This window comes from Aquidulcibacter paucihalophilus (assembly GCF_002105465.1).
Taxonomy (GTDB): domain Bacteria; phylum Pseudomonadota; class Alphaproteobacteria; order Caulobacterales; family Aquidulcibacteraceae; genus Aquidulcibacter; species Aquidulcibacter paucihalophilus.
In genome coordinates this window covers 1-19,726 of sequence record NZ_NCSQ01000082.1, presented here as the reverse complement: position 1 = coordinate 19,726, position 19,726 = coordinate 1, and the positions used below count along the sequence as shown (strand labels likewise).

23 protein-coding genes and 2 tRNA genes are annotated in these 19,726 nt (G+C 54.1%); 15 read left to right on the top strand and 10 right to left on the bottom strand.

From position 1 onward, the window contains the following. The 3 genes from B7364_RS17860 to ettA form a co-directional block, all read right to left on the bottom strand. Window positions 1-269, bottom strand: a 269-nt coding sequence (locus tag B7364_RS17860; RefSeq protein WP_157893558.1) for a hypothetical protein, incomplete at its 3' end; no start/stop codon positions are given. Window positions 270-509: 240 nt separating this feature from the next. After that, window positions 510-890 carry a hypothetical protein gene (locus B7364_RS07305; RefSeq protein WP_157893557.1) on the bottom strand — a complete coding sequence of 127 codons (381 nt, stop codon included), beginning with the start codon at window positions 888-890 and terminating at the stop codon, window positions 510-512. Window positions 891-901: 11 nt separating this feature from the next. Continuing rightward, the gene (ettA, locus tag B7364_RS07300; protein WP_085339361.1) at window positions 902-2,563 is read right to left on the bottom strand and encodes an energy-dependent translational throttle protein EttA; all 1,662 of its coding nucleotides are present in this window, start codon (window positions 2,561-2,563) and stop codon (window positions 902-904) included. A gap of 158 nt (window positions 2,564-2,721) precedes the next feature. On the opposite strand from ettA, the gene B7364_RS07295 reads away from it, so the two are divergent. Together B7364_RS07295 and B7364_RS07290 are read left to right on the top strand one after the other, a co-directional pair. Further along, the gene (locus B7364_RS07295; protein WP_085339360.1) at window positions 2,722-3,102 is read left to right on the top strand and encodes a PIN domain-containing protein; all 381 of its coding nucleotides are present in this window, start codon (window positions 2,722-2,724) and stop codon (window positions 3,100-3,102) included. A 100-nt stretch (window positions 3,103-3,202) separates the two neighbouring features. Next, complete coding sequence (locus B7364_RS07290; protein ID WP_085339359.1) at window positions 3,203-3,826, top strand: DUF1134 domain-containing protein; 624 nt, start codon at window positions 3,203-3,205, stop codon at window positions 3,824-3,826. 4 nt (window positions 3,827-3,830) lie between these two features. Here B7364_RS07290 and B7364_RS07285 read toward each other — a convergent pair whose 3' ends face one another. Beyond that, on the bottom strand, window positions 3,831-4,307 hold the full coding sequence (locus B7364_RS07285) for a gluconokinase (RefSeq protein WP_198534089.1): 477 nt from the start codon (window positions 4,305-4,307) through the stop codon (window positions 3,831-3,833). Between the two features lie 123 nt (window positions 4,308-4,430). Here B7364_RS07285 and B7364_RS07280 point away from each other — a divergent pair. After that, window positions 4,431-4,515 (top strand) — tRNA-Leu (locus tag B7364_RS07280). A 169-nt stretch (window positions 4,516-4,684) separates the two neighbouring features. On the opposite strand, the gene B7364_RS07275 is transcribed toward B7364_RS07280, so the two are convergent. Then, a complete protein-coding gene (locus B7364_RS07275; protein ID WP_085339358.1) occupies window positions 4,685-5,236 on the bottom strand; it encodes a nuclear transport factor 2 family protein in 552 nt (183 codons plus the stop codon). A gap of 66 nt (window positions 5,237-5,302) precedes the next feature. Beyond that, window positions 5,303-5,425 carry a hypothetical protein gene (locus B7364_RS18250; protein ID WP_269798768.1) on the bottom strand — a complete coding sequence of 41 codons (123 nt, stop codon included), beginning with the start codon at window positions 5,423-5,425 and terminating at the stop codon, window positions 5,303-5,305. Window positions 5,426-5,668: 243 nt separating this feature from the next. Here B7364_RS18250 and B7364_RS07270 point away from each other — a divergent pair, with 243 nt between their 5' ends. Both B7364_RS07270 and B7364_RS07265 read left to right on the top strand, forming a co-directional pair. Further along, window positions 5,669-6,118 (top strand): DUF2975 domain-containing protein, encoded by a 450-nt coding sequence (locus B7364_RS07270; RefSeq protein ID WP_157893556.1) that lies wholly within the window; start codon window positions 5,669-5,671, stop codon window positions 6,116-6,118. 3 nt (window positions 6,119-6,121) lie between these two features. Next, a complete protein-coding gene (locus B7364_RS07265) occupies window positions 6,122-6,337 on the top strand; it encodes a helix-turn-helix domain-containing protein (RefSeq protein ID WP_085339356.1) in 216 nt (71 codons plus the stop codon). A gap of 53 nt (window positions 6,338-6,390) precedes the next feature. Here the strand turns inward: B7364_RS07265 and chrA are convergent, their stop codons facing one another. Both chrA and B7364_RS07255 read right to left on the bottom strand, forming a co-directional pair. Then, window positions 6,391-7,743, bottom strand: coding sequence for a chromate efflux transporter (gene chrA / locus B7364_RS07260; protein WP_085339355.1), 1,353 nt, complete (start codon window positions 7,741-7,743; stop codon window positions 6,391-6,393). Between the two features lie 189 nt (window positions 7,744-7,932). After that, window positions 7,933-8,682, bottom strand: a complete 750-nt coding sequence (locus B7364_RS07255; protein WP_157893555.1) for a class I SAM-dependent methyltransferase — start codon at window positions 8,680-8,682, stop codon at window positions 7,933-7,935. Between the two features lie 236 nt (window positions 8,683-8,918). On the opposite strand from B7364_RS07255, the gene B7364_RS07250 reads away from it, so the two are divergent. From B7364_RS07250 to B7364_RS07220, 7 genes are all read left to right on the top strand, one after another. Then, window positions 8,919-9,533: a ribonuclease D gene (locus tag B7364_RS07250; RefSeq protein WP_085339353.1), complete on the top strand. Its 615-nt coding sequence runs from the start codon at window positions 8,919-8,921 to the stop codon at window positions 9,531-9,533. Further along, a complete protein-coding gene (locus B7364_RS07245) occupies window positions 9,530-10,324 on the top strand; it encodes a hypothetical protein (RefSeq protein ID WP_085339352.1) in 795 nt (264 codons plus the stop codon). The genes B7364_RS07250 and B7364_RS07245 overlap by 4 nt, the downstream gene beginning before the upstream one ends. Window positions 10,325-10,390: 66 nt before the next feature. Then, window positions 10,391-10,921, top strand: a complete 531-nt coding sequence (locus B7364_RS07240; RefSeq protein ID WP_085339351.1) for an LptA/OstA family protein — start codon at window positions 10,391-10,393, stop codon at window positions 10,919-10,921. A gap of 35 nt (window positions 10,922-10,956) precedes the next feature. Next, on the top strand, window positions 10,957-11,676 hold the full coding sequence (lptB, locus tag B7364_RS07235; protein ID WP_232780839.1) for an LPS export ABC transporter ATP-binding protein: 720 nt from the start codon (window positions 10,957-10,959) through the stop codon (window positions 11,674-11,676). A 14-nt stretch (window positions 11,677-11,690) separates the two neighbouring features. Further along, a complete protein-coding gene (gene rpoN / locus B7364_RS07230) occupies window positions 11,691-13,205 on the top strand; it encodes an RNA polymerase factor sigma-54 (RefSeq protein ID WP_085339349.1) in 1,515 nt (504 codons plus the stop codon). Between the two features lie 204 nt (window positions 13,206-13,409). Then, window positions 13,410-14,012: a ribosome hibernation-promoting factor, HPF/YfiA family gene (hpf, locus tag B7364_RS07225; protein ID WP_085339348.1), complete on the top strand. Its 603-nt coding sequence runs from the start codon at window positions 13,410-13,412 to the stop codon at window positions 14,010-14,012. A gap of 69 nt (window positions 14,013-14,081) precedes the next feature. Further along, the gene (locus tag B7364_RS07220) at window positions 14,082-14,549 is read left to right on the top strand and encodes a PTS sugar transporter subunit IIA (protein ID WP_085339347.1); all 468 of its coding nucleotides are present in this window, start codon (window positions 14,082-14,084) and stop codon (window positions 14,547-14,549) included. A 56-nt stretch (window positions 14,550-14,605) separates the two neighbouring features. Here the strand turns inward: B7364_RS07220 and B7364_RS07215 are convergent, their stop codons facing one another. Further along, a complete protein-coding gene (locus tag B7364_RS07215) occupies window positions 14,606-15,286 on the bottom strand; it encodes a tellurite resistance TerB family protein (RefSeq protein ID WP_085339346.1) in 681 nt (226 codons plus the stop codon). A 183-nt stretch (window positions 15,287-15,469) separates the two neighbouring features. On the opposite strand from B7364_RS07215, the gene B7364_RS07210 reads away from it, so the two are divergent. The 3 genes from B7364_RS07210 (at window position 15,470) to B7364_RS07200 (ending at window position 17,556) form a co-directional block, all read left to right on the top strand. Then, a tRNA-OTHER gene (locus tag B7364_RS07210) sits at window positions 15,470-15,537 on the top strand. 313 nt (window positions 15,538-15,850) lie between these two features. Next, a complete protein-coding gene (locus tag B7364_RS07205) occupies window positions 15,851-16,810 on the top strand; it encodes a HipA domain-containing protein (protein WP_085339345.1) in 960 nt (319 codons plus the stop codon). Further along, a complete protein-coding gene (locus tag B7364_RS07200; protein ID WP_085339344.1) occupies window positions 16,807-17,556 on the top strand; it encodes an HIRAN domain-containing protein in 750 nt (249 codons plus the stop codon). Before B7364_RS07205 ends, B7364_RS07200 begins: the two co-directional genes overlap by 4 nt. Window positions 17,557-17,704: 148 nt before the next feature. Here B7364_RS07200 and B7364_RS07195 read toward each other — a convergent pair. Next, a partial coding sequence (locus B7364_RS07195) for a DUF3320 domain-containing protein (RefSeq protein WP_157893553.1) occupies window positions 17,705-19,726 on the bottom strand: 2,022 nt, incomplete at its 5' end.

Here is a 19,726-nt window from a genome sequence, read left to right as displayed (position 1 = left end):
CAACACGCCTCTGGATCAGATACTTTGTCCACACGGCCTAAAATAGGAAGAATTACGCTTGTAATCGGGGCGGTTACGAGGGTTAGCCGTATCCCCGCACGCTTCTTTGCATCCGCCGCTGCATCACCAAACATAAAAGTAATTCTAGGAAACAACCATTCCCAAATATTCGACAAATTCCTATTAAATACAAGTGCCAACATAACCGCTAATAACTGCAATGAAAACAATAAATTTGAGCTTTCGTCGACTGCTTCATAGTAACTCATTATTGCGTTCAAAACCATCGGAGAAAACAAACTTCCAAACAAAAATTTTACAACTGCAAGTGGAAGAAGCACAAGATATGGTAAGATCAAAATGCAGATTAGCCAAAACCAAAAACTAGGGGCCAAGATGCTCCAAATCTGCTTTCGTGGCTTAATAATCTGCTCTAACCTTCTGCGCGAAAGGTCAACCCAGTCGTGATCGCCACTAATATTAAATGTGATTGGCGTGTAGGAGCTTGATTATTCAATCTTTAAGCAACGCGTGTTTTTCGAGCCGCCGACCTTGATTTCAATCGCCGCAAGACCTCTATCGTCTATCTTATTCGCACTCAAGATTGAATCAAAACCCAAGTTGTGGCGCACCGTCCCATTTTTTTGCGTGCAAGTCACGTCGACCAGAGTGTATCGCGACGCGAAAAGGGCGCGAGTTCTTTTAATCGCAGCATCTTTATCTTTCGGTGATTTAAAATAGCTTATTTTAGCCACTTCCGCATCTACGTCAGCGGTTAGAACATCCTGATTGAACTCTACGGCATCCTTAATGATATCTCCAATATCATTAAGGAAGATCTCATCAATGACATAACTGCCGCCAAGACGCCTAGCTACAGAGCTTGTCACACCCACATCCCCTACCGCGCAAATTTCTGGAACTTGATGCGGCTTGGGATGATTTCGGTCAGGCCTAGGCGGCGCTTCTTGTCCTCTTCATAGGCTTCGAAATTGCCTTCAAACCATTCCACATGGCTGTCGCCCTCATAGGCGAGGATGTGGGTGGCCAAGCGGTCAAGGAACCAACGGTCGTGGCTGATGACCACGGCGCAACCGGGCCAGGCTTCCAGCGCGTTTTCAAGGGCTGACAGGGTTTCCACGTCCAAATCATTGGTTGGTTCGTCGAGCAGAAGCACATTGGCACCAGAGCGCAAGGTCTTGGCCAGATGCACGCGGTTGCGTTCCCCGCCCGACAGAAGGCCGACCTTTTTTTGCTGGTCGCCGCCTTTGAAATTGAAGGTACCGACATAGGCGCGCGACGGCACTTCCCGGCCGCCGACATCGATGATGTCGAGGCCACCGGAAATCTCTTCCCACACGGTTTTATTGTCATCGAGCTGGTCACGATTCTGATCGACAAAGCCGAGTTTGACGCTTTCGCCCAATGTGATCGAGCCGCTGTCGGGCTGTTCTTGCCCGGTGATCATCTTGAACAGGGTGGATTTACCCGCCCCGTTTGGACCAATCACACCGACAATACCGTTTTGCGGCAGCTTGAAGGTCAGGTCTTTGATCAGCATGCGATCGCCATAGCCCTTTGACAGATTGTCAAAGTGGATGACATTGGTGCCCAGACGAGGCCCTGGTGGGATCTGAATGGTGGCAAAGCTCTGCTTTTCGCGCTCGGCCGCTTCAGCCATTTCTTCATAACGGGCCAGACGGGCTTTCGACTTGGCTTGGCGCGCCTTCGGGCTTTGGCGCACCCAGTCCAATTCTTTGGCCATCATTTTTGACTTGGCATCGCTCTCGCGCTCTTCCTGCGCAATCCGCTTGGCCTTTTGTTCAAGCCAGCTCGAATAATTGCCCTCATAGGGGATGCCTTTGCCGCGATCGAGTTCGAGCGTCCATTTGGTGACTTGATCGAGGAAATAGCGGTCGTGGGTGACGAGGATAACGCAGCCCGGAAACTCTTCCAGATGGTGCTGTAGCCAAGCCACTGATTCAGCGTCCAAATGGTTGGTCGGTTCGTCCAGCATCATCATGTCGGGCTTGGACAGCAAAAGACGGCACAGCGCCACGCGGCGCTTTTCCCCGCCGGACAATTTGGTGATGTCGGCATCATTGTCTGGGCAGCGCAACGCGCCCATCGCCATTTCAATCTTGGCATCAATGTCCCACGCATCGGCGGCATCAATCTGCTCTTGCAGGGCGGTCATTTCTTCCATCAACTCGTCGGAGTAATCTTCCGCCATCTTCATGGAGATTTCGCCATAGCGATCAAACAAGATCTTCTCAGGACATTCGGCAATCACATTTTCCCAGACGGATTTTGTAGGGTCTAAGTCTGGCTCCTGTGGCAGATAGCCCATTTTGGTGCCTTGGGCGGGACGGGCTTCCCCGGTGAAATCCTTATCAATCCCAGCCATAATCTTCAGAAGCGTCGACTTACCCGAGCCGTTGACGCCAACCACACCAATCTTCGCATCTGGGTAAAAGGACAGCCAGATGTTTTCGAATACTTTCTTGCCGCCTGGATAGGCTTTGGTCAGGCCTTGCATTTGGAAGATATGCTGATGTGCCACGGATGTGTCTTTCTGTCGGTCAAATGAGGAGTTGGCGGGGCTTTTAGCTGACCCGAAGGCGAAGGGGAAGGGTGCGCCATGCGGGGGACTTGTGCGGTTGCAGGCGCATCACTAACGGAGAGGACATAGACAGTAACCCAAATCAAAAGGTGGGGTCGATGAAGGTTTTGTTCGACACCAATATTCTGATCGATCACTTGCAAGGCCATCGCGCGGCGACGGAGGCCCTTGCCGCCCATAGTGGCGCGGCCATTTCAGTCATCACATGGGTTGAAGTCATGTCAGGCGTGCCTGCCGCACAAGAAGATGCCATGCGCCTGTGGTTGGACCGCTTTCACTTGATTGAGGTCGACGCCGACATCGGCGTTTACGCCGCCCTGCTGCGCCACGAACGGCGGCTTGATCTGGCAGACGCTTTGATCGTCGCCACTGCGCAAGCCAGTGGCCGCACCTTGGTGACCCGGGACCGGGCGCTCTGCGAGGATTTGGACGACCCGGCTGTCTTGATCCCCTATGACTTAGACGCTGAAGAGGCCTGATCCCAAACATGTCCAAGGTCTGAACACGCTATGGCCATCTTAACGCCAAACTAACCATGTTTGGATTTAACAAGCTGAGGGGCGATTTTGGAGCCACATTATGTTAGACCGAAAACTTGCTATTCTTTGTGCGGCAGCTTTGGCTTTGGGCACGCCGGCATTTGCGCAAACCACTGGGCCAACACCCGATGACTCTGCAACGTCATCGCGTTCTGCGCCTGCATCCAACAAGTCCAATCCAGATGGGTTCACCCAACAGGAAATCATCGATGCTGCCGGAGCCTTCTTTGGCAAAACCTCGGGCAGTGTTGGCCAAGCGGTAGAACGCGTATTCCAAGATCAGGGCAGCCCGGTAGGCTATATCCGTGGCGACGAATATGCCGCTGCGGTTGGATTTGGCCTGCGTTATGGTCAAGGTACCTTGGTGATGAAAGACGGCCAAGAGAGGCGCGTCTTCTGGCAGGGTCCGTCCATTGGCCTCGATACGGGCGGCAATGCCAGCAAGGTTTTCACCTTGGTCTATAATCTGCAAAACCCAGATGGCATTTATCGCCGCTATCCCGGTGTTGAGGGTGCCGCCTTCTTTGTGGCTGGCATTGCGGTGACCTATCAGCGCGCCGAGGGCGTGACTTTGGCCCCGATGCGCACGGGCCTTGGCTTCCGGGCCGGGGTGAATGCTGGCTATACAGCTTATTCCAAGCGCCGCCGCGCCATTCCCTTCTGATCACTCACGCAGATTTGAGTGCAAAAGCCTGAATAATCTGATCGACCTGCGCAGCCGTCGGCTGTGCAGCGTCAACAGCCAGCGCGTCTTCGGGCGTCTCTAAAGTCGAAAATTGTGATGCCAAAATGCTGGGGCCGGCGAAATGGCCTTGGCGGGTTAGAAGGCGGTTGTGGGCAAGATCCGTCCCAATCACCAAATGCACCAGATAATCAGGCGACAGGCTGGTTCGGTGGATCGCCTTTAAGGCGGAGCACGCCAAAATCGTCGACACTCCGGCCTCGTCAAACACTGGCTTAATCCGCGCCAGCCACGCCGCGCGGTCAGTCTCATCCAAGGTGACGCCAGAGGCGATCTTGGCCTTGGCCTCAGGCGAGTGAAAATCATCGGCATCCAGGAAGCGCCAGTTAAGCCGGCCCGCCAACGCCGTGCCCAAGGTTGTCTTGCCCGCGCCAGAAACGCCCATGATTACCAATTTTGCCATGCCCCGCCTTTAGCGGAACCACCCCCGCCCCAGCAAGTCAGCTGCACAGGGCGAAATGACACCCAAATCAATGATAAGCCAATTGACGCCCGCCCCCATGTCCTCTAAATCCGCGCTTCCGTTGCCCAGATGGCGGAATTGGTAGACGCACTGCTTTCAGGTAGCAGCGCCGCGAGGCGTGGAGGTTCGAGTCCTCTTCTGGGCACCATTTTTTCCAATATGATATTCTTAGTGCACCGTGTCGCCCACCGATGAGTGAGCCATGCTTAGGGCATGGGCTGGGGTCACTGGGATTGGAAGATCCCAGTGACTTATGCCTGATAAGGCATTTAGTCGCGAAGGACACGAACGCCAGATGATGCGGCAATTGCGGACGTCTATTTCAAATGACCATCCGGCATCGGTGCGACGGCACTCAGAGTATAGGAGAACAAGAGGTTTACGATTTTCCAGCCATCGTCGGCCTTCACCAATTGCCAGCTTTCAGAGCCCCAGTTCTGAATTTGATCATTGGCTGTGAAGTTATATCGAAATGTCACGGTCGCAAGTTGACCGTCCGATACGATTGTTGGGGAACCGAAATTTTCAGCCAATCTTAGCGCCTTATAGGCTGGGTCCCCAATCAATTGGTGGGCACCTTGGTCCTCTAGAGCGGGAATCGCCTCTTTTGTCGCTTGAGCAACAAACTCGCGGGACTTCGGATGCCCAGTGGCCTTCCAATTTATCTTGCCATCATAAAACAATGCGGCCAGACCTTTGGAATCTTGAGCCCGGATTGCCGCATCAAAACGCGACATCAGAGAGCGGATCTCCGCTTCCACGGCTCTTTGCTGGGTGACGGCCTCCTGCTGCGGCGTTTGTCCGGCAACGAGGTCTGGAGAGCTGATTATTGTCGCTGCCAGAATGAGCGACAGGAATGATTTTTTCATGGCAGTTATTCCTCAGTTGGTCAAAGTATCAGGGTTCGTGCGATAGCGTCTCTTTAGGATAGTCAATCACAAACCGCGGGGGTTTGAGACGATCAATTCCAAGGATGACGGCGGGGCGGGCCGGTCCGTTAGGCCGAGCGCCGAAGGGACGGATGCGTCAGAAGCAATCACGGGTACGTCAGCAAACATGCGACCTCCGATCAGCAACCGCATCTCGGGAATAGTTTTGCCCCGACCAGCGCCCACCTGTTAACGTGTGACGCAAGGATTGGTTGATCAAGATTGTCGGGATTACTACGCAAAGAGCGGAGGCCACTTGCCATCTCATGAAGAAGCTCCCATATTCTTAAAGGACAATCAATTATTGTTTTACAGAAAGTTTTTGTCAAGATGCAAGAATCGCGCCCGTCAATCACCTCACTTGCAAAACCCATGCGATGGGTAACCGTATTCTTGGTGATCGCGTTGATCGCCACCCATCTCTTGGGTCTGCTCAAGCCCAGTTTCGGCCCGTTTGAGATCAGGACAACCCAAGAATTGAATTGGATTGGATATGGTTCAGGAACGCTTGGCATGCTGGCCATTGTGCTGAGCCTGATCCAGCTGGAGCGCATTTTGTATGTGCTTGAGCGCGGAGACCCCTTTGTCGCGGCGGTTGCCAAAGGCTTGCAACGCTTTGCAATTCTGGCCAGCTTGGGCTTCGTGTTGGTGATTGCTGCCCCGACGATCTCAGCGCTAACAAGCCCAAGCGCAGGGCAAGTCACTATCACGTTCCAATTGCGCGACTTCGTTACTTTGGCAATTTGCCTTGTCTTCTTCGTCGTGGCCGCCCTTATGGGTGAGGCCGCGCGGATCGCTGCGGAAAACAAGGAGTTCATTTAGCCGATGCGGATCATTGTCCGCCTCGACGTGATGCTAGCCCGGCGCAAGGTGCGCTCGCGAGAGCTTGCCCAGCATGTCGGCATCACTGAAGCCAACCTATCACTCCTGAAATCGGGCAAGGTGAGAGGCCTTCGGTTTGAAACCCTCGCTGCAATCTGCGACTATCTCGACTGCCAACCTGGTGATTTACTTGAGTTTGTGCGGGAGGAAGAAGAATAGCGTGACTAAAGCGACCCCGCACAAGGCCGTCTTGCCACATGCAAAATGGGTGCTCACGCAAAGGGAAGACTTTGCACCAAGAGGCCCAACACGGCGCAAGCACCGAGAAGTGGGATGACGCCCAGTTTGGCGCGAAACAATAAAACGCCTGCCATCAGGGTCAGAATAAAGGCGGCTGGCTGAAAGCTTGGCACATCGGGATTAGCAAAGCTGAGGATGCCGATCTGTGTGGTCTCTACTTTGGCAAACAGGACATGCAACCCAAACCAGATAGCCAGATTGCCAATCACGCCGACCACGGCGGCAGTAATGGCTGCCAAACCACCTGATAAAGCCACATTGGCGCGAAACTTCTCAATCCAGGGCGCACCCACAAAGATAAAGATGAATGATGGAATGAAGGTGACCCAGGCCGTAAGGCCCGCTCCCAACACCCCGGCCAGCACAGGGTCCAGGCCGCCAGCGTCGCGAAAGGCGGCCAGAAAGCCGACATAGGCCAATACCAGAATAAGGGGGCCGGGCGTGGTCTCGGCCAAGGCCAGACCATCCATCATCTCGCGCGAGGTCAGCCAGCCAAACTGGTCAACAGCGGCCTGCGACACCCAGGCCAGCACGGCATAGGCCCCACCAAAAGTCACAACCGCCATTTGTGAGAAGTAAATTGCGATCTGGCTGAAAATATGCCCCCCGCCAAGGGCAAGAACCAACGCCACAACCGGTGTCAACCAGACGACTATGCCCACCCCCGCAATCTGGGCAACATATTTCCACCCGCCCTGAGGTACCGGCACATCCAGTTTAAGGAATGGGCCCTCCCCAGCCTTGGTGGCGGCATGGCCGGTCACACGGAATAAATCAGGCCGGATGAGACCACCGACCAGCCCGCCCACCGCCACGATCAGAATGAGCAGCGGGAAAGGCAAAGCCAAAAAGCTCAACGCCAGAAAGCTCGCAGCAGCAATCAGCCACATGATTTGATTGTGCAGCGCCCGGCGCGCCACCCGCACCAGCGCATCCAACACAATAACCACCACCGCCGCTTTGATACCGAAAAAAATCGCATGGGTGGCAGGATGGCCTTGAAACAGGGCATAGATCGCCGCCAACGCCAAAATCACCAAAAAGCCCGGCAGCACAAATAGCAGCCCAGCCATGATGCCGCCGCGGATGCCATGTAACAGCCAACCCGAATAGATCGCCAATTGATGGGCCTCGGGCCCCGGTAACAGCATGCAATAGCTGAGGGCATGCAAAAAGCGGTCTTCGTCCAGCCAGCGCTTCTCATCCACCAACAGCTTGTGCATCAATGCGATCTGCCCGGCTGGGCCGCCAAAGCTGAGGAAGCCGATACGGGCAAATACGTAAAAGGCCTCTTTGAATGAGGGATGGGCCACTGTCATGGTCATGCCAGCCCCAAGCTTGCCGCAGTCAATCCAAACCCAACCAAGTGCCCAGCTCCTTTGTCACCGGCCCGTCTGTCCACGACACGCCAGAAAGGACAGTCCTCTCAAGGGACGCCTAAGACCAATGACAATCCACCAGCCCCGTCAATCGAGATAACTTGAAGCGACCTTTAGGATTTCTGGGGCGCAGGCCTATTGGGTTCTTTGCGTATAGATCATGAAGCCGTGGTGTCCGCCATGGTTGGTCGGCTCTAAGTGAAATTGCTTGCAACCGAGACGTTCTAGTCGGCTGAGGACATCGGCCAAATCATAGTCATACATCGTGATTTGACCGACATCGCGCTGCGGAAACAGGCGATTGCGCAGGGACCGCGCAAGCAGGCGCAGTGGGTTATGTGTCTGAGAAGGCATCAAATGTGGATCACGGTGGGTGGTGATGTGTAAACTCAAATATCCACCTGGTTCTAGTAAGCTTGTAAGGCTTTCAATCAATTCGAGTCCACGGCTCGGTGGGATATGTTGCATCACAATGTATGAATTGATCCAGTCAAATGGGCCAAATTCAGCGGCGGCTTGGGGCGTTGGCACAAGCTTTACCTGAGCAAGGCCCAGTTCATCCAAATGGGTTTGGCAGATGGCCCGCATTGACTCAGCAATGTCTATGCCCACGGCACGGTTCGCGCGTTGCGCCATCGGCACCAACAAGCGGCCAACACCGGCCCCAAAATCTAAACAAGTCTCAAAATGATCGGGTGCCGAAAAATGGCGCTTAAGGGTCGCATGGAACATGTCCACATCGAACAGGCCACTGTCATAAAACGCCTGCCGACCCAAAGCATCCATCGTGTCGGCCCGATAGCGCTCGTCAGTAATCACGGCCCAATAGGGGTCCACTTTGCCCAATTGGTTCCAGTCAGAGTCGGTATCGCGTTCGCTACTCATCAGGCTCAACCCACATTCATTCGACCCGCTACGGCGCACAACAAGGCTCTCCACATTCGCCCCTTATGCTCGAACTCGCACCGTTCTAAAAGGGGCAGACCTCCCTACACCTGTAATCAACCCCCAACACCTTTTGCGGTGCTGCGCAAAAAGGCTTAGAGAGAGTCATAACCCTGTCATAGCCGTTCGTTCGGTGCGCCAGAACCTGCAGTAAAAGACCACAAGAGGCTTAAGACGTGACAATTCATTCTTACGAGGGCGATTTACCAGATGGCCTAGATTTAGGCCCGGTCGTCGCTGTTGATACAGAAACCCTTGGCCTGTCCCTGGTCCGCGATGCCTTATGTGTGGTGCAATTAAGCTCGGGCGACGGCAATGCGCATATCGTCCGCCTCAATCGGCCAAGCTATGACTGCCCGAATTTGAAAGCGCTGCTGGCCAATCCCAAGGTGGAAAAATTGTTTCACTTTGCGCGCTTCGATGTCGCCATGTGCAAGCAGTATCTGGGCGTCAAAATCAGCCCTATTTTCTGTACAAAGATCGCCTCAAAACTGGTCCGCACCTATACAGACCGGCATGGCCTAAAGGATTTGGTCAAGGAATTGGTGGGTGTTGAACTCAATAAGCAACAACAAAGCTCTGACTGGGGGGCTGCGCAATTAAGTGAGGCGCAGTTGGCTTATGCGGCCTCCGACGTTTTGTATCTGCATGCGGCCAAAACGCGCTTGGTAGAAATGTTGGCCCGTGAAAACCGCTTGGAAATTGCCCAAGCTTGCTTCGATTTCTTGCCCGTCCGCGCCGATTTGGACTTGATGGGCTGGTCTGAGTCAGACATCTTTTCTCACGCATGACCAGCCTCGACGCACAGACATTACAGCCTGCGAGACGGCGCCTGACGCCGAATGATGCGCGCTTGCGCACCCTGCGTGTGAAGACCACGCGTTCGGTTTTTTTGGCAGGTGCTGCTTTATCAACCTTGTTGTTGATTGGCAGCGTGATTGTGCGCGGTGTGCAAGGTGCGGCGATTGATACAAGCAAGCTTGTCCAAGGCGATCAATTTGTGATGGAATCGCCTGAGTTTATTGGCAATACGCGCGAAGGTAAGCGCCTGAAAGTAACCGGGGCGCGGGCAACGCGCAGTGTCTCAGACGCTGCTGGGGCGGTGCGTCTGGAGAAACCGAAACTAGAAACCGCTGACGGCAGTGTCGCGACAGCCGATGAAGGCATATGGTCGCAAGACGCCCAAACCTTGTCACTAAAAGGCAATGTTGTGTTTTCCCGTAAGGCGGGTGAGCGGGCAACCGGCGTTTCGGCCCTGTGGACATCTGACCCATCCGTCCTGACAGTAGAGGGCGGCACCCAAATCACTTTGCCCGGTGGCGAGACGGCGACAGCCCAATCGTTGCAGTGGGACGAAGCAAAGGGGGCAGTGGCACTTCTGGGCAATGCCCGCGTAACCTTCAAAGATGGTGAAGCAACCTCAGACCAAGCTTATTTCGATAAGGAATCCCGCACCCTAACTGGCACGGGCTCAATCCGCATTCGCTCAGAGCTAGGCACAGGGGCCGCAGACCGCTATGTATATAATACCGCAAGTAAGAGACTGCAGATGACAGGGAATGTCATCGCGCAACTGAGGTGAAAATTTCAACGCTAGGCAGGTGTGTCTGGTGGCTAGATGTGACGAATCTCTATCAATGGACTTGATATGACCCAGTTAAAGAAGTTTGCCGCTCCCGGTTTCATCATGCTGCTCGGCTTGGGCCTTGTCGGCGGTACGGCTTTGGCACAGGCCACCAGCGGCAATGGTCCGATTGAAGTGTCGGCAAATGACCTGGTCTATGATCCGGCGGCAGGGGTTAGCACCTTGGTTGGCAATGCCTCTGTTGCGCAAGACGGGGCGGTGTTGCGGGCACCGCGCATCCGCGTCACCTATCTGAAGGGCGCCAATGGGGCTAATGGCGATATCGACAAAGTCTATACTGAGGGGGAAACATTTTATGTCACCCCAACTGAAAAAATTCGCGGGGATCGGGCGATCTTTGATGCCCCTGCCAACACCGTGCAGTTTTTCGGCAATGTGGTGGCCGTTCAAGGCCAAAGCGTGCTGAAAGGCTCGATGCTGACTTTGAATACCAAAACCCGCGCCTCCACGATGCGGGGGATGGACGGGCGCGTTCGAGCCGTTATCTTCCCGAATGACAGCCAAGCAGCAAAAGGCGGTTCAGCCCGCAAATGACGCCGCAAGCTGCCAGCGCTAGATCTCCTGAGGAAATGGGCTTGATCGCGAACGACCTTGGCAAGGCCTATAAGGGTCGCCAAGTGGTCAATGGCGTTTCGCTAAGCCTAAAGCGGGGTGAGGTATTGGGGCTGTTGGGGCCCAATGGCGCGGGCAAGACAACCTGCTTCTACATGGTGATGGGCCTGATCCAGCCAGACTTTGGTGACATCTCGATTGACGGCCAAGATGTTACGCTTCTGCCCATGTATGTGCGGGCGCGCCTGGGGCTTGGTTATTTGCCGCAGGAACCTTCAATCTTTCGCGGCATGAGTGTGGAAGACAATGTGCTGGCGGTGTTGGAAACGATTGAACCCGATCCATCGATTCGCGAAGCACGCGCCACCGAGCTTCTGACCGAATTGCGAATCGATCGGCTGCGCAAACAGCGCGCCACGTCGCTCTCTGGCGGCGAAAGGCGGCGCTTGGAAATCGCCCGGGCGCTTGCAACCGACCCTTCTTTCATTCTTTTGGACGAGCCATTTGCCGGGATTGACCCGCTGGCCATCGCCGATATCCGTGATTTGATTGGATTTTTGAAGCAACGTGGCATTGGTGTGCTAATCACTGATCATAATGTCAGAGATACACTGAATATTATTGATCGTGCGACTATCATATTTGACGGCGAGGTCCTCTTCGAGGGTTCGCCAGACGAAGTGTTACACCAGCCCGACGTCCGCCGTGTTTATCTTGGAGCGGATTTTAAGGCCTAACGGGGACGAGTAGAATGGCTATCGCACCGCGCATGGAGCTTCGACAGGGCCAAGGCCTTGTTATGACGCCCCAATTGCAGCAAGCGATCAAGCTGTTGCAAATGTCCACCGTTGAATTGGCTGTCTATGTTGAGCAGGAATTGGAGCGCAATCCCGTGCTGGAGCGCGTGGATGACGTTGAAGATTACGGCATCGAAGATGTGCCAGATATTGACCCGCGCGAAGCAGGCCCAGTCAGCGATGGTCCACAAGAACTATGCGCCAATGGCGAAGGGCCAGACCCCCATGCCGAGGCCGCTTTAGATGCCAGCTATGAAGACGTGCACAGCGATGCCGATATGCCGGCAAGCGAGGCCATCGGCTCGACCGTGGATTGGAGCAAGGCGGGCGAAGGTCGCGGTGGCTTTGAAGATTTAGACGATTTTGAGAGCCGTCTGACCCAAACAGTCTCGCTGCGCGATCATTTGGAAAGCCAAGCCGTCTTGGCATTTTCTTCCCCGGTCGACCGGATGGTCGCTAGCTATTTGATCGACCACGTCGATGACGCCGGCTATTTGCGCGCCGACATGACCGAAGTGGCCGAACGTCTGGGCATTGACCATGAAGCGCTTGAGCTTGTGGTGCAGACTTTGCAGACCTTTGACCCCACTGGCGTGTGTGCGCGCAGCGTGGAAGAATGTCTGGCCGCGCAGCTGAAAGAGCGCGACCGCCATGACCCGGCTATGGAAGCGCTTCTGGCGAACCTGCCCCTTTTGGCGCGGCATGATTTGAAAAGCTTGTACGACATTTGCGGCGTCGATGGGGCGGATTTGGCCGATATGATCGCCGAAATCCGCGCCCTAACCCCGAAGCCAGGGGCGACCTTTGGCAGTGCGGAATCAAGCGCCATCATCCCAGACGTTTTCGTTCGCGAAGGGCCGATGGGAACCTGGCTGATCGAGCTCAACTCTGACACCTTGCCCCGCGTTCTGGTCAATAATGCCTATGCCGAAAGCGTGTCGCGACAAGCCCGCTCGCAGGATGAACGTTCGTATCTGGCCGAAGCCCAAGCCGATGCCAATTGGCTGGTCAAAAGCCTGGATCAGCGCGCCCGCACGATTTTGAAAGTCGCCAAAGAAATTGTGCGCCAACAGGACGGCTTCCTGACCTATGGCGTCGCGCATCTGCGCCCGCTTATCCTAAAGGACGTAGCACGTGCCATTGAGATGCACGAATCCACGGTGTCCCGCGTCACCAGCAACAAGTTTATCTCGACCCCACGTGGCGTGTTTGAGCTGAAATATTTCTTCACCACCGCCATTCATGCCTCCGATGGCGGCGAGTCGCACTCGGCAGAGGCCGTCCGTCATCGGATCAAAAGCCTCATTGATGGTGAGATGGTCGAAGCACCCTTGTCGGATGATCGTATCGTTGAAATCCTGCGCGAAACCGGCGTTGATATTGCGCGCCGGACCGTGGCGAAATACCGTGAAGCCTTGCGAATTCCCTCCTCTGTGCAGCGTCGTCGTACCATCAGCCGGGTTGGCTGATCGACGGGATTGTTCGACTGACGGTTTAGTTGATCAAGCCATTTAATCTTTTGATAAATATATTATTTGTCTCGAAGTTATCGGTAAAATTGCCTTGATGTTGCCGCACTTCAGCGCAAAATCATCTTCCCAAAGCAAAGTTCCAGTGCAACACTGATGTGACGGTGGATCTACACCGCACCCAGTTATAGGGAGGCACCTCAGATGGGCAATCTCACAGTCAGAGTCACAGGCCGCAACATCGATGTGGGGGAAGCTTTACGGGGCAAAATCCAAGAAGATCTTGAGGTGGGCGTGGGGCGTTATGTGTCGCGCGACGGCGAAGCGATTGTGACCTTGGACAAGCAACGCCACCTCTATCATGTTGAAACCATCGTCCATCTCGATTCGGGCATCACGCTAGAAGCCAATGGGGAGGCCTCAGAGCCGCACGCCGCTTTTGCCGCCGCTTTAGAGAAGATTGAAAAGCGGGTTCGCCGCTATAAGCGCCGCTTGAAGGACCATCACGCCAAACACCATGCGCCACTGCCACGCGAAGAAGTCAGCTATAATGTCATTGAGCCCGACGATCTGGATGAGGGAGATGATGGGCACGACGCAGGCATTCCTGCCGGCCCCGCTGTAATCGCGGAAACCAAAACCGTGATTCGAACCATGCCTGTGGCAACCGCTGTGATGCAGTTGGAGCTGGGTGAAGCTCCGTTTCTGATGTTCAGAAACCCACGATCCAGTGCGCTAAACGTTGTTTATAGGCGCGCAGATGGGAATATTGGTTGGATTGATCCAGCCCCTAGTGTATCGGGCTGATGACGACGACGTATTTTTTCAAACCAGTCGGCTTGTGCGGGGGCGCAGGTCGACTCGAGAAAAGACCTTATGCCAGATCTTGCAGACCTTATCCGCGCTGACGCCATCGTTTTCCGGATCAAAGCACAGACGAAGAATGAAGTCCTCTTGGCCCTTTCCGAGGCGGCTGTTGCGGCCTATGGGGTCGATTTGTCGGCCACACTGGAATCGACGCTCGAGCGGGAGCGTTTGGGCAGCACAGGCGTTGGCGAAGGCGTGGCCATTCCTCATGCCCGCCTGAAGGGCCTGAAGGCACCGGCCGCGGTTTTGGCCTTATTGGATCCGCCCGTTGACTTTGAAGCACCCGATGGTCGGCCTGCCGATATTGTGGTGCTGTTGCTTTCGCCCGAAGAAGCAGGTGCCGATCATTTAAAGGCGCTCGCGCGCATTTCCCGCTTTCTCCGCCGTCAAGATGTGCGCGATGGCTTGCGCGCGGCCCGCTCTGCGGCCGCCATTCACGCCTTCACCACCCAATCTTCGGCTTCTGAAGCCGCATAAAGAGGTCGGCCGCAGCGCGCGCTGGGCCGACCGATTTGGTGCCAAGCATCGATAGCTTAGGCAGGCAGCAAAGCCTCATCATGAACTTTTGCAACCAGCGCCGGCTCCAGCTTCAAGCGGGTCGCTAAGTCTGCCAAATAGGCCTTTTCAGCAGGGCCTTGGGTATTGATCGCGACCAAAGAGGCCGCATAAATTTCCAGCGCCAGTTCTGGCGACGTGGCATCGGCCACAACTTGGGCTATGTCCAGCGGCTTGGCCAATTCATCAAACAAGAAAGCTTTTTCGCTGTCGGACAAGTCGATTTTGGCCAAATGGTCAAACAATTTAGCCTTTTCGGCTGCCTCAATTTGACCGTCTGCCTTCATGGCCGAGATCATGGCGCGAATGGTTGCCTTGCCCACGGCTTCTTGATCTTGCGCATTGCTAGGCAGGAACACACCGCTGGGCGCAGTCTCCGTCCCGGCCTGACCTTGATGTTTCTGATAGGCATTATAGGCCAATGTGCCTAGGGCCGCGAGGCCGCCCAAGGTTGCGGCTTGGCGACCAAACTTGCCCGCAACGCCCGACAACAAGAGACCACCCAAAACGCCGGCCGCACCTGCACCCAGGGCAATAGACTTAGCATCTGCATCGGTCTTGACGCGATCCAAACCGGCCTGCCCCTCGGTCTTGATGGCAGAGATGGCTTTAGGCAGTTCGCTCTGCAACGCAGCGAAAATCTTATTGGCGTCAAACATGTCTCATGTCTCCTCGGGGCTGGCACTCATTCCAAGCCATAGGTCATAGATTGGGAGGGTGCACCTTGCATGCAAGAGCGTGTTCACGAACAGTTGCTCAAACCCCTGCGTCGTTGTATCAGGCCCCATCTTTTGCCTTCAATCAGCAAAAGCCAGACGTGGGCCCACCCACATCAAAAACGTGCCGCAATAGCTCAGTCGGTAGAGCACATCANATGGGGTCGCAGGTTCGAATCCTGTTTGCGGCACCAGTTTTTCCTTAAAAATCAATTCGTTACATCAGGGATCAAGCTTCGAAATAGGTTGAAAAAGATACCTATTTTTAGTTTGCTACCAATTTGCTACCAAGATTTCCATAAGATGCGTGACAGAGTTCCCCAAGATGAGCTGCTTTTTTCTGCAGCTCATGAGGGTTCTTTGGGGAATCGTTGTTCTTAGGCCAATTAAGGGGCTTGTTTGAGACCATCTAGGACGAAGATTTTTCCTCTAGGTCTGTATGTTTTGTTCGCGATAGCAAATCATGCCAAATTTTGCCTTCAGCAATCCAGTTTAGGGTCTTTTAACGTGGCAATCGGCTTTCGCAGGCGTCAAGACAAATCTGAAATCGTCGACGTGTCGAGTTGGGAACTTGACGAGGAGTTTCCGTACTATCCGCAAGGCAAAAAGCCAAAACAGTTCCTGATCTGCCCAAACCCGGCACCGCACGGGTTTTTAATTGGTGGCCACAAGTATCTTTTCAAAAAGCCGATTGGATGGAAGGCTCAACAGATTTGGTCTGAGGTCTTGGCATATGAATTTGGGCGTGTACTGGACATTCAGGTGCCGCCAGCTTTTGTAGCACAGGATGGTCCAAATGGTTCGGCAGGCGTTTTGGTTGAGTTCTTCTTCGGCTACCAAAATCAAGGGCCGCCCTCGCGATTTGTGCATGCTGCGGAAATTCTGCAGGGGCGGCGAGGCAGCTTTAGTGAGAAAATCGGTAGCATCCGTGAAAACCTAACCGCCTGCCGATCAATGGGAGTGGCCAATTGGCGAGAATGGTGGACTGGAACTCTAACTTTCGACGCACTCATCGGTAACACAGACCGGCACTCAGAAAATTGGGGCTTCTTAGTCTTCCAAGGTGGCCCAGAGGGAAGGTCTGCAAATATCCTTGCTCCCGTCTTCGACAATGGCACGAGTCTTGGCTGGCAGACGAGTGAGGAAAAACTCCCTCTTTCGAAATTGAACTTAGCGCGGTTCGTACATAATGGAGTCCATCATTGCGGTTGGTTCGACGGCGACGAAAATGGGCAACATATTGCCTTAGTACGCCGCCTTGCTGAAACGCCCTATGTATCTAGGCAAAAGCTACAAAGCATGATTCAATTATCCGATGATCAAATTTCGGAAGTTACAGACTGGGCGACCGCTTTTGACATGCACTTGAAGTTTAGTACCTTGCGCGCTGAATTTGTGAATTTGCAAGTGACTGCTCGACGCGATGGGCTGAAACAGGCGCTGGAGAATGTAAAGTGGATCAAATGATCAAACATCTTGGTCAACCAAGACGCCTCATTCTTGAGTGGGAGCCGCCAATTGAGGCAAGCGACCGTAAGCGCTGGTCAATCGGGGAAGTGATTGGAGACGGCGTCCCATCCAGTTTCCGGTATTTCACTGGCACCGAGTTTGAGAACAACAACGATGGTCGTACAATAGACGCCGCTAGGCAGGTTGGCTATAGGGGTTTCCCGGCCTTTGGCCCGCATAAAGATGAACTAGTTAAACCTATTGAGACAGGTGTGGCTGAAACACTTGCTCGACGTTTGGCTGCACGGTCACGATCTGACTTTAATGATTATCTAAAACACCATCTTCTGCAACCCAGTGAGATGTTGACCGATATGGCTTTGCTCGGAGCCACCGGTGCCCGCTTGCCTGGCGATGGTTTTGCATTGACGGATCCATTGGATAACATCACGAGCGCCCGGGATATGGTCATAGAGTTAGTTGGATTTCGACATTATCTCGACAAGACCCTCGATTTACCTCGTGGCGCAGTTTTACAGCTTCAGCCCGAGCCCGATAGCGAGCATGATCCCGATGCAATCAAAGTAATCTCCGGCACCGAAACTGTCGGGTACATAAACCGTCTTCAAGCTAAGGGGCTTGGGCGGCTAATCCAGACGCATGACGTAAGTGCATATGTTCACCGATTCAATGGCACACCAACACGGCCCCGTGCATATGCTTTTGTGCAGGTGCGCGAAGTTGTTGGACAAGTAGCTGCCTAGCTTCTTGCAGTTTTTCCGACTAAAATACCATTTTAAGGTCGATTCAGGCCTTCCGTGGTTGTAGAATCAGTTAGTCCAGCCGTGGTTGTTGCTGGGCTTTCCTTTAGATTCGATCTTAGCCTTGTTCTCACGAAGCAACATGCCACATCTACAGCTTCGTCGCCTTCTCAATTAGCTCGACCAACTCCTCCCGCGTTTTTTCGCGTACACGGCGCAGGCCTATTCGTTCTGCCATGGCAGCTGCTGGATCTGTGAGCCATGTTTCTTTAGCAATCTCGCTGGCTAGGCCCAATTTCTCTTCATACGGAACATCAGACCAGTCCCGTTCTTCCCCGCCAACATTCGCACCGCGGTAGGGAACGGTCGTGGTTATGACGTGGCCATTTGGCCAGAAAGTTGTGCTTTCATCGCTGCGATTACTTCGTTGGCACACTCTGATTGTTACATGCCAAACGACCTTTTTTATTTGGGACCCAGTGCGCAAAAACCCATGCGCGCGTGCGACTTTCTCGGCTAAATGAGCGAAAGTTATGGGGCCAAAGTGCTCGACTAAATCCTTGCAGAACCCGCTTAGAATGCGATTGTAGTCTTGGTCGCCAAAGCGCTCAGGCGACAATTGGGTCGTCCAATTGCTGTAGAATCTCGAAGCGGACGTAGCTGGTTGCACTCCGGACTCGATGCTTGGCCCCCCGGCAGAGGCCACCAACTTCTCATATTGGAATGCGGTCTCAGGCTCAGCCACTTGGTTGTGGGCCGCATTATCCGAGACCAGAGTTAACCGCGATGACCGCGCATCCGTGACATCTGATTCAGAAGGCAGAGCCTCAGGCTTCTGATCGACATGGGGAGCCGGTTTTGCTTTTGATTGGTCAGCTGCAAGCAATTCCTGCAGCTTTACATGGACCTTTTCAAGAACGCGTGCGGGATCATTGAAGTATTCGGTCGACCAGATACGGACCAGCGACCAACCCAGTCCCTCCAAAACGGCATGCCGTACCCGGTCGCGATCCCGAGCTGTCGGAGTCGAATGATAGGTCGCGCCATCACATTCCACGCCAGCGAGGTATCGACCTGGCGCATCTGGATGAACGATCCCCAGATCAACCCGAAACTTAGATACACCTATCTGCGTGTGAACCGTCCAGCCCAGCTTTCGCAATCCGCGAGCAACGGCCTCTTCAAATGGCGAGTCATATTCTTCTGTGCCAGCGACGTGAAGGATCGCTTGGCCCAAAGCAACCGGCCCACGCACAGCAAACTCAATATAGTGCTTGAGATCTTTAACCGCCTCAGCTTGAGTCCTTGTGAGGTCAATCATGTCAGGATCAAAGCTGGCGAATATGGCGACCTCAGAGGTTGCTCGTGTGACTGCCACATTCAAACGGCGCTCACCGCCTTTGCGGTTAAGAGGACCAAAATTCATCGGCATAGTCCTAGCGCCTGGTTGATTTGGACCGTAGCCGATTGAAAGCATAATCACATCACGCTGATCGCCTTGAACCGTCTCTAGGTTCTTTACAAATACCGGCTCATCGACACCGTCTTCATTGAAGAACGTCTCGAGTGATGGATTCTTGCGGCGCTCCTCATCTAGCAGATCCATGATTAGCTTTTGCTGTTCTGCATTCAGCGTCACAACACCAATGCTTAAGTGGCTTAAGGCTGGATCACTCAGGCGCCTTATTACCTCTTTCACAACGGCTTTGGCTTCAACTGGGTTCGTACGCTCTTTGCCTCGCTGCCACAGGCCATCGCACTTATGGAAAGTGACGGCGCTATCTCGCGTCTCAGAACTTGGATAGGTCACCAGATCGCCGCCATAGTAGCGATGGTTGGAGAAAGCGATTAGGCTTTCGTGGCGGCTTCGATAATGGCCTGTCAAGCGATGGTGCTTAACGCTAGCCGCCATAGCTTCGTCCAAAATGCTCTCAAGATCCTCCTCATTTCCGCCATCAGTCCCATCGTCTGCGGAGGCAGATCGATCAAAGAAGCTTGTAGGGGGCATCTGCTTTGGATCGCCAACGATGATCGCATTGCGGCCACGGGCAATTGACCCAATGGCATCCCAGACTGTGATCTGGGAGGCTTCGTCAAAGATAACTAAATCAAATGGTGCACGCTCCGCATCAAGGTAAGCGTCCGGCCTGACCCGTCTTGACCGATCAAGCGG

Bases quoted from the DNA above. Each gene is read 5' to 3' on its own strand.
- B7364_RS07295 (WP_085339360.1), top strand. From the start codon at position 2,722: ATGAAGGTTTTGTTCGACACCAATATTCTGATCGATCACTTGCAAGGC.
- B7364_RS07290 (WP_085339359.1), top strand. From the start codon at position 3,203: ATGTTAGACCGAAAACTTGCTATTCTTTGTGCGGCAGCTTTGGCTTTG.
- B7364_RS07285 (WP_198534089.1), bottom strand. From the start codon at position 4,307: ATGGCAAAATTGGTAATCATGGGCGTTTCTGGCGCGGGCAAGACAACC.
- B7364_RS07275 (WP_085339358.1), bottom strand. From the start codon at position 5,236: ATGAAAAAATCATTCCTGTCGCTCATTCTGGCAGCGACAATAATCAGC.
- B7364_RS18250 (WP_269798768.1), bottom strand. From the start codon at position 5,425: ATGTTTGCTGACGTACCCGTGATTGCTTCTGACGCATCCGTCCCTTCG.
- B7364_RS07270 (WP_157893556.1), top strand. From the start codon at position 5,669: ATGCGATGGGTAACCGTATTCTTGGTGATCGCGTTGATCGCCACCCAT.
- B7364_RS07265 (WP_085339356.1), top strand. From the start codon at position 6,122: ATGCGGATCATTGTCCGCCTCGACGTGATGCTAGCCCGGCGCAAGGTG.
- chrA (WP_085339355.1), bottom strand. From the start codon at position 7,743: ATGACCATGACAGTGGCCCATCCCTCATTCAAAGAGGCCTTTTACGTA.
- B7364_RS07255 (WP_157893555.1), bottom strand. From the start codon at position 8,682: ATGAGTAGCGAACGCGATACCGACTCTGACTGGAACCAATTGGGCAAA.
- B7364_RS07245 (WP_085339352.1), top strand. From the start codon at position 9,530: ATGACCAGCCTCGACGCACAGACATTACAGCCTGCGAGACGGCGCCTG.
- B7364_RS07240 (WP_085339351.1), top strand. From the start codon at position 10,391: ATGACCCAGTTAAAGAAGTTTGCCGCTCCCGGTTTCATCATGCTGCTC.
- lptB (WP_232780839.1), top strand. From the start codon at position 10,957: ATGGGCTTGATCGCGAACGACCTTGGCAAGGCCTATAAGGGTCGCCAA.
- rpoN (WP_085339349.1), top strand. From the start codon at position 11,691: ATGGCTATCGCACCGCGCATGGAGCTTCGACAGGGCCAAGGCCTTGTT.
- hpf (WP_085339348.1), top strand. From the start codon at position 13,410: ATGGGCAATCTCACAGTCAGAGTCACAGGCCGCAACATCGATGTGGGG.
- B7364_RS07220 (WP_085339347.1), top strand. From the start codon at position 14,082: ATGCCAGATCTTGCAGACCTTATCCGCGCTGACGCCATCGTTTTCCGG.
- B7364_RS07215 (WP_085339346.1), bottom strand. From the start codon at position 15,286: ATGTTTGACGCCAATAAGATTTTCGCTGCGTTGCAGAGCGAACTGCCT.
- B7364_RS07200 (WP_085339344.1), top strand. From the start codon at position 16,807: ATGATCAAACATCTTGGTCAACCAAGACGCCTCATTCTTGAGTGGGAG.